The organism is Serratia sp. ME47 (assembly GCF_903970925.1).
GTDB lineage: Bacteria > Pseudomonadota > Gammaproteobacteria > Enterobacterales > Enterobacteriaceae > Serratia > Serratia ureilytica.
Genome location: NZ_CAJCKE010000028.1, coordinates 57,863 through 64,929, shown reverse-complemented (window position 1 = coordinate 64,929; position 7,067 = coordinate 57,863). Strand labels below are relative to the sequence as shown.

6 protein-coding genes are annotated in these 7,067 nt (G+C 64.8%); 4 read left to right on the top strand and 2 right to left on the bottom strand.

The window, feature by feature from the left end; genetic code table 11:
- Nucleotides 1-2,176 (bottom strand): beta-galactosidase (locus H7A77_RS21600; protein WP_182074627.1); only part of this gene is annotated, 2,176 nt, incomplete at its 3' end.
- Nucleotides 2,177-2,278: 102 nt separating this feature from the next.
- Nucleotides 2,279-2,965, bottom strand: a complete 687-nt coding sequence (gene dpiA / locus H7A77_RS21595) for a two-component response regulator DpiA (protein ID WP_033643717.1) — start codon at nt 2,963-2,965, stop codon at nt 2,279-2,281.
- A gap of 313 nt (nt 2,966-3,278) precedes the next feature.
- Here dpiA and citC point away from each other — a divergent pair, with 313 nt between their 5' ends.
- The 4 genes from citC to citF are packed head-to-tail and all read left to right on the top strand — an operon-like array spanning nt 3,279 to nt 7,066.
- Nucleotides 3,279-4,349 (top strand): [citrate (pro-3S)-lyase] ligase, encoded by a 1,071-nt coding sequence (gene citC / locus H7A77_RS21590; protein ID WP_004940809.1) that lies wholly within the window; start codon nt 3,279-3,281, stop codon nt 4,347-4,349.
- Nucleotides 4,349-4,657 (top strand): citrate lyase acyl carrier protein, encoded by a 309-nt coding sequence (gene citD, locus H7A77_RS21585; protein ID WP_016927084.1) that lies wholly within the window; start codon nt 4,349-4,351, stop codon nt 4,655-4,657. Before citC ends, citD begins: the two co-directional genes overlap by 1 nt.
- Nucleotides 4,641-5,561, top strand: coding sequence for a citrate (pro-3S)-lyase subunit beta (gene citE / locus H7A77_RS21580; protein WP_016927085.1), 921 nt, complete (start codon nt 4,641-4,643; stop codon nt 5,559-5,561). Before citD ends, citE begins: the two co-directional genes overlap by 17 nt.
- Nucleotides 5,561-7,066: a citrate lyase subunit alpha gene (gene citF, locus H7A77_RS21575; RefSeq protein ID WP_028130661.1), complete on the top strand. Its 1,506-nt coding sequence runs from the start codon at nt 5,561-5,563 to the stop codon at nt 7,064-7,066. Before citE ends, citF begins: the two co-directional genes overlap by 1 nt.
- Nucleotide 7,067 lies beyond the last annotated feature (1 nt).

Genomic DNA, 7,067 nt, shown 5'->3' with positions numbered 1-7,067 from the left:
CACCCCGCCCCTGATCCCAGGCGCAGCGGTGGTGCGCTTCGGACCAGTCGGTGGCCTGCGGCTGCACCACCTCCACGTTCAGCCACAGCTCGCCGGGCTGATGCAGCATCGGCAGGCGGTCGAGCAGGGTGAAGCGAGTGCTGCCCTGCGGCGGCAGCGCCAGATCGAAGCTGCCGCTGGCGCGCTCCACGCCGTCCAGCTCCAGCCGCCAGTTGAGCTGTTCGTTGTCGGTGTGGCGGAACAGGTAATCGCTGGTGACGGTCAGCGTCAGCGAGGCGGCGTCGAAGGCGAAGCGGAACAGCTGCTGCGCCCGCTGCGCTTCGAACAGCGCCGGGTGCGGGGTGCGATCCGCGAACACCAGCCCGTTCAGACAGAACTGGCGATCGTTGGGGGTGTCGCCGAAGTCGCCGCCGTAGGCCCAGAACTCTTCGCCGCGATCGTCGCGTTTGATCAGCGCCTGATCGACCCAGTCCCAGACAAAGCCGCCCTGCAGGCGCGGATGTGCGTGGAACGCGCGCCAGTAGCGCTCGAAACCGCCGAAACTGTTGCCCATCGCGTGGGCGTATTCGCACAGGATCAGCGGGCGCGGCTCCTCCGGCAGGCCGATCCACTTGCCGATCGCCCATTTGGGCACCGCCGGGAACGGCTGATCCTGATCCACTCGAGCATACATCGGGCAGATGATGTCGGTGGCGGCGGTGTCGGCGCCGCCGCCTTCATATTGCACCGGGCGGGTCGGATCCTGGCTTTTCACCCAGCGGTACAGCGCGTCGTGGTTCGCGCCGTGGCCGGACTCGTTGCCCAGCGACCAGATAATGATGCAAGGATGGTTGCGATCGCGTTGCACCATGCGGGTGACGCGCTCGCTCATCGCCGGCAGCCACAGTGGATCGTCAGCCAGGCGGTTCATCGGCTGCATGCCGTGGGTCTCGATATTGGCTTCGTCCACCACGTACAGCCCGTAGCGGTCGCACAACCGGTACCACAGCGGGTGGTTGGGGTAATGCGAACAGCGCACCGCGTTGAAGTTGTGCTGCTTCATCAGCAGGATGTCGTGGCGCATCGTCGCCTCGTCCATCACCTGGCCGTGGCGCGGATGATGCTCGTGGCGGTTAACGCCGCGGATCAGCAGCGGCTGCCCGTTGAGCTTCAATAGCCCGCCGCTGATCTCTACCTGGCGGAAGCCGACGTCATAGGCCTCCACCTCGATAATCTCCCCTTCGGGCGAGAGCAGGGCGACGGTGGCGCGATACAGCGCGGGCGTTTCGGCGCTCCACAGCGCCGGGCGCTCCACCGGCAGCCGCAGGGTGACGCGATCGTCATAGGCGCCGCGCTCATCCACGATCTCGCTGCCGAGCGGCTGGGTGCGTTCGGCCACCCGCGCGCCGTCGCGCCACAGCTGAATCTGCACCTGCAGCGGGCCGGGCCGGCTGGCGCGCGCCGTCACCACCAGTTCGCCGCGGGTAAAGCTGTCATGCAGCGGCGTGGTGATGCGCACATCGCTCAGGTGCGCGGCGGGTTTGTGCAGCAGGCTGACGTCGCGGAAGATGCCGCTCATGCGCCACATATCCTGATCTTCCAGGTAGCTGCCGTCGCACCAGCGCAGCACCATCACCGCCAGCCGGTTTTCACCCGGCCGCAGCCACGGGCTGAGATCGAACTCCGCCGGCAGGCGGCTATCCTGCGAATAGCCGACCCAGTGGCCGTTGCACCATAAATAGAACGCCGAGTTGACGCCGTCGAAGATGACGCGCGTCTGGCCGGCGGCCAGCCAGGCCGGATCGACGCTGAAGGCGCGCGAGTAGCAGCCGGTCGGGTTGTCTTCCGGCACGCGCGGCGGATCGACCGGGAACGGGTAGCGCACGTTGGTGTAGATCGGCGCGTCGTAGCCGGCGAGCTGCCAGTTGCCCGGCACCGCCAGCGGGGCGGCGTCCGGCAGATCCTGCTGCAGCCAGCTCTCCGGTGCCGCCTCTGGGCGCGGGAAATAGTTGAAGCGCCACTCGCCGTTCAGCGATCGGCGGCTGGCGCTGGGGGCGTCGTCGCGCGCGTCTTCCACCGTGCGCCAGCTGGCGAACGGCGGGTGGGCCTCCAGCCGGCGGTAGTGGGTGCAGGCCGGGTTTTGCCAGTCACGGCGGGCGAGGATCTCGGTCAGGGAAGCTAGGGGCGCAGCAGGCATCGGCGATCGTCCAGTCGGCTAGGTGATGCTCACCAAGATGCTGACCGGCGCATAAAAAGTAAAGCGGTTACACGCAACCTTGCAAGGGCGATCAAATAACCGTTAATGCGGCTCGCCGGCGCGATAGATCCGCTGTGGGCGGCCTACCTTGCCGTAAATGATCTCGGCGCGCAGCTGCTGCGCGGCGGTGCAAAACTCCAGATAACGGCGAGCGGTGGTGCGGCTGAGCCCCATTTTTTGCGCAACGCTTTCAGCGGTGTGCCGCGCGGCGGGTTCGGCGAACAGCGCGCGGACCTTGCCCAGCGTCAGCTCGTCGATGCCGGCGGGCAGCGCCGCCTGCTGCTCGCCGCGGGCGTAGGTATTGAACATCTCGTCGATGCGGCGCTGGTTGAGGCGCGCTTTGTCCTTCAACGCTTCGCGGCGCTGGCTGAAGCGCAGCAGCGTCTGGCTCAGCCGGTCATAGGCCAGCGGTTTGATCAGGTAGTCGAACACGCCGTAGCGCAACGCCTCGGCCACGGTGGCCATGTCGCTGGCGGCGGTGATGAACACGATGCCGCCGCGATACCCGCTCAGCGTCAGTTCGCGCAGCAGGGTGATGCCCTGGCCGTCCGGCAGAAAGTTGTCCAGCAGGATCAGATCCGGCTTGAAGCGGTCGGTCATGGCGCGCGCCTGCGCCAGCGTGCCGGCCAGCCAAATCTGGCGGCAGCCGCCGTTCTGGCGGATAAACTCCGCGTGCATCTCCGCCAGCGGCGTTTCGTCTTCAACGATCAGGATGTTCAGCCATTCCATAGTGCGACCCGTAATTGCAATAAAAATGCTAAGTGAATGTAAGTGAATTGCGGCACCAAATAAAGATTATCTCAATAATAAACACCATAAGATTAATTAAGCAAATAAAGAACATTAAATAACTTATTAACCGGGATCGGTTTGTGAAATAGGTCAATAATCCGCGTTTTTTTTCTGCTTACCATGGGTTTATCGAACGAGAGGATGATTTTATCTTCATGGTTTTTAAGGTTTTAATTGCCATTTTCGATGTCAATTAAAATGCCTTTTTGTATTTCATTTGTTGTTTGCCAGTTAACCCAGAGAGCGTGTTATGTTAGGCGATGCCGTATTTAATCGGGTAAAGCGATCGGATCATAAAGCGATTTCGGAAATAAGCGCCTTCTTGCGCAGTAACGATCTGAATATCGATACCACGGTTGAAATATTTATTACCGTTACCCAGCACGACAAATTGGTCGCCTGCGGCGGCATCGCCGACAATATTATCAAATGCGTCGCCATCAGCCCGCTGATGCGCGGCGAAGGGTTGGCGCTGGCGCTGGCGACCGAGCTGGTGAACCTGGCCTACGAGCGCCACCACACCCAGCTGTTTATCTACACCAAGGTGCAGAACGAGCCGCTGTTCCGCCAGTGCGGTTTCTACCCGATCGCCACCGTGCCGGGCATCGTGGTGCTGATGGAAAACAGCCCGTGCCGCCTGAAGCGCTACGCCGCCCAGCTGGCGAGCCAACGTCGGCCGGGCGACACCATCGGCAGTATCGTGATGAACGCCAACCCCTTTACCCGCGGGCATCAGTATCTGGTGCGTCAGGCGGCCAAGCGCTGCGACTGGCTGCACCTGTTTCTGGTGAAGGAAAACACCTCGCGCTTCAGCTATGAAGATCGACGCCGGCTGGTGCTGGCCGGCACCGCCGACATCCCCAACCTCACGGTACACGAAGGCTCGCAGTACGTGATCTCGCGCGCCACCTTCCCCTGTTACTTCATCAAGGACCAGGGCGTGGCCGACGACTGTTACACCGAAATCGATCTGAAGATCTTCCGCCAGTATCTGGCGCCCGCGCTGGGCATCACCCACCGCTTCGTCGGCAACGAGCCGTTCTGCGCGGTGACCGCGAAGTACAACCGCGACATGCGCTACTGGCTGGAAACGCCGGCGCTGCCCAGCCCGCCGATCGCGCTGGTGGAAATCGAGCGTTTGCAATATCAGGGCACGGCGATCTCCGCCTCCTGGGTGCGCAAGCTGCTGGCGGCGGGGGACTTCCACGCCGCCGCGCCGCTGGTGCCGCCGGACACCCTGTACTACCTGCAGGATCTGCAAACGCAGCGCCGGGCCAAGGCGGCCCCGCATCCTTTTGAGTCCGCACAATCAGGTGAATGATGAAAATTATCCGAGAAGCAATGGCCGGCACGCTGGAATCCAGCGATGTCATGGTGCGCATCGCGCCCGCCGAGGGGCCGCAGCACGATCTGTTGATCGCCAGCAGCGTGGAAAAACAGTTCGGCACGGCGATCCGCCGCACCCTGCTGGAGGTGCTGCAGCGTTATGAGGTGGAGCCGGTGCAGGTGATCGTCGACGACAAAGGGGCGCTGGACTGCGTGCTGCGCGCCCGGCTGGAAACCGCGCTGATGCGCGCCTGCGAGAGCGGCCAACTGCCATGGGAGGCGAAAGATGAAAACGCTGAATAAAACCCGGCTGCGCCGCAGCATGCTGTTCGTTCCCGGCGCTAACGCGGCGATGGTCAGCAACGCCTTTATCTATCAGGCCGATGCGCTGATGTTCGATCTGGAAGACTCGGTGATCCTGCGTGAAAAAGACGCGGCGCGCCGGCTGGTGTACCACGCGCTGCAGCATCCGCTGTACCAGGAGGTGGAAACCATCGTGCGCGTCAATGCGCTCGATTCCGCCTACGGCCTGGCGGACTTGCAGGCGGTGGTGCGCGGCGGCGCGGACATCGTGCGCCTGCCGAAGACCGACAGCGCGCAGGACGTTGTCGACATGGAGCGCGAGATCGCCGCCATCGAGGCGGCCTGCGGCCGGCCGGTAGGCAGCACCGGGCTGCTGGCGGCGATCGAATCGGCGCAGGGCATCACCAACGCGGTGGCGATCGCGCACGCTTCGCCGCGTCTTATCGGCATCGCGCTGGGGGCGGAAGACTATGTGCGCAACCTGCGCACCGAACGCTCGCCGGAGGGCATTGAGCTGCTGTTCGCCCGCTGCTCGCTGCTGCAGGCGGCGCGCGCCGCCGGCATTCAGGCGTTCGACACCGTCTACTCCGACGCCAACAACGAGGCCGGCTTCCTGCAGGAAGCGGCGCTGATCAAACAGCTCGGCTTCGACGGCAAATCGCTGATCAACCCGCGCCAGATTGAGCTGCTGCACAACCTGTACGCGCCGACCGCCAAAGAGGTGGCGCACGCGCAGCGGGTGGTGGACGCCGCCGAAGCGGCGGAGCGGGAAGGGCGCGGCGTAGTGTCGCTCAACGGAAAAATGGTCGACAGCCCGGTGATTGAACGCGCCCGGCTGGTGCTGGAGCGCGCCGCGCTGTCCGGCTTACGGGAAGAACCGGCGCAGCACGGGGAGGAAGCATGATGAACCGCCAACAACGATTGATGACCTTCGCCAACCCGGCGGATCTGCCGGGCTATCAGGACGTGTCCAAAGCCAATCTGCAGGCGCGTAAACCGCGCGATCTCAAGCTGTGCGACTCCTTGCAGGAAGCGGTGCGCCGCAGCGGGCTGCAGGACGGCATGACCATCTCCTTCCACCATGCATTTCGCGGCGGCGATCTGGCGCTCAATCAGGTGATGGAGACGCTGGCGGCGATGGGGTTCCGCAACCTGACGCTGGCCTCCAGCTCGCTGACCGACTGCCATGCGCCGTTGGTTGAGCATATCCGCCACGGCGTGGTGAGCCGCATTTACACCTCCGGGCTGCGCGGCCCGCTGGCGGACGCCGTATCGCGCGGGCTGCTGGCGGAGCCGGTGCAAATTCACTCGCACGGCGGCCGGGTCAATCTGATCGAATCCGGCGAGCTGAAGATAGACGTGGCCTTCCTCGGCGTGCCGGCCTGCGATGAGTTCGGCAACGCCAACGGCTACAGCGGTGAAGCCTGCTGCGGCTCGCTCGGCTATGCGCGGGTGGACGCCGAGGCGGCGGGCACCGTGGTGTTGCTGACCGAGCAGCTGGTGCCGTATCCGCATCATCCCGCCAGCCTGGCGCAGGATCGGGTGGATCTGATCGTGCAGTTGGAGCGGGTGGGCGACGCCGACAAGATCGGCGCCGACGCCACGCGCATGACTTCGAACCCGCGCGAGCTGTTGATCGCCCGCCGCGCCGCCGAGGTGATCGCCGGTTCCGGCTACTTCACCGAAGGGTTCTCGCTGCAAACCGGCACCGGCGGCGCCTCGCTGGCGGTGACCCGGTTCCTGGAGGACAAGATGCGCGCCCGCGGCATTCGCGCCGCGTTCGCCCTCGGCGGCATCACCTCGACCATGGTGGATCTGCACGAGAAAGGGTTGATCGGCAAGCTGCTGGACGTGCAGAGCTTCGATCGGGCGGCGGCGACCTCGCTGGCGCGCAACCCGCGCCATATCGAAATCAGCGCCAACCAGTACGCCAACTTCAGCTCCAAGGGCGCGTCGGTCGATCGGCTCGACGTGGTGGTGCTGAGCGCGCTGGAAATCGACACCGGCTTCAACGTTAACGTGCTGACCGGCTCCGACGGCGTGCTGCGCGGCGCGTCCGGCGGCCACTGCGACACCGCCGCCGCCGCGCGGCTGGCGATCATCGTCGCGCCGTTGGTGCGCGGGCGCATCCCGACGCTGGTGGAGCAGGTGACCACCTGCGTCACGCCGGGCTCCAGCATCGACATTCTGGTGACCGACCACGGCATCGCCGTCAACCCGGCGCGGCCGGAGCTGGCGCAGCGCCTGCGGGAGGCCGGGCTTGAGGTGGTGAGCATCGACTGGCTGCGCGCCCGCGCGCTGCAGCTGACCGGCGAACCGCAGCCGATCGCGTTTACCGACAAGGTGGTGGCGGTGGTGCGCTACCGCGACGGCTCGGTGATCGACGTGGTGCATCAGGTGGCGGAGTAAC

Bases quoted from the DNA above. Each gene is read 5' to 3' on its own strand.
- dpiA (WP_033643717.1), bottom strand. From the start codon at position 2,965: ATGGAATGGCTGAACATCCTGATCGTTGAAGACGAAACGCCGCTGGCG.
- citC (WP_004940809.1), top strand. From the start codon at position 3,279: ATGTTAGGCGATGCCGTATTTAATCGGGTAAAGCGATCGGATCATAAA.
- citD (WP_016927084.1), top strand. From the start codon at position 4,349: ATGAAAATTATCCGAGAAGCAATGGCCGGCACGCTGGAATCCAGCGAT.
- citE (WP_016927085.1), top strand. From the start codon at position 4,641: ATGAAAACGCTGAATAAAACCCGGCTGCGCCGCAGCATGCTGTTCGTT.
- citF (WP_028130661.1), top strand. From the start codon at position 5,561: ATGAACCGCCAACAACGATTGATGACCTTCGCCAACCCGGCGGATCTG.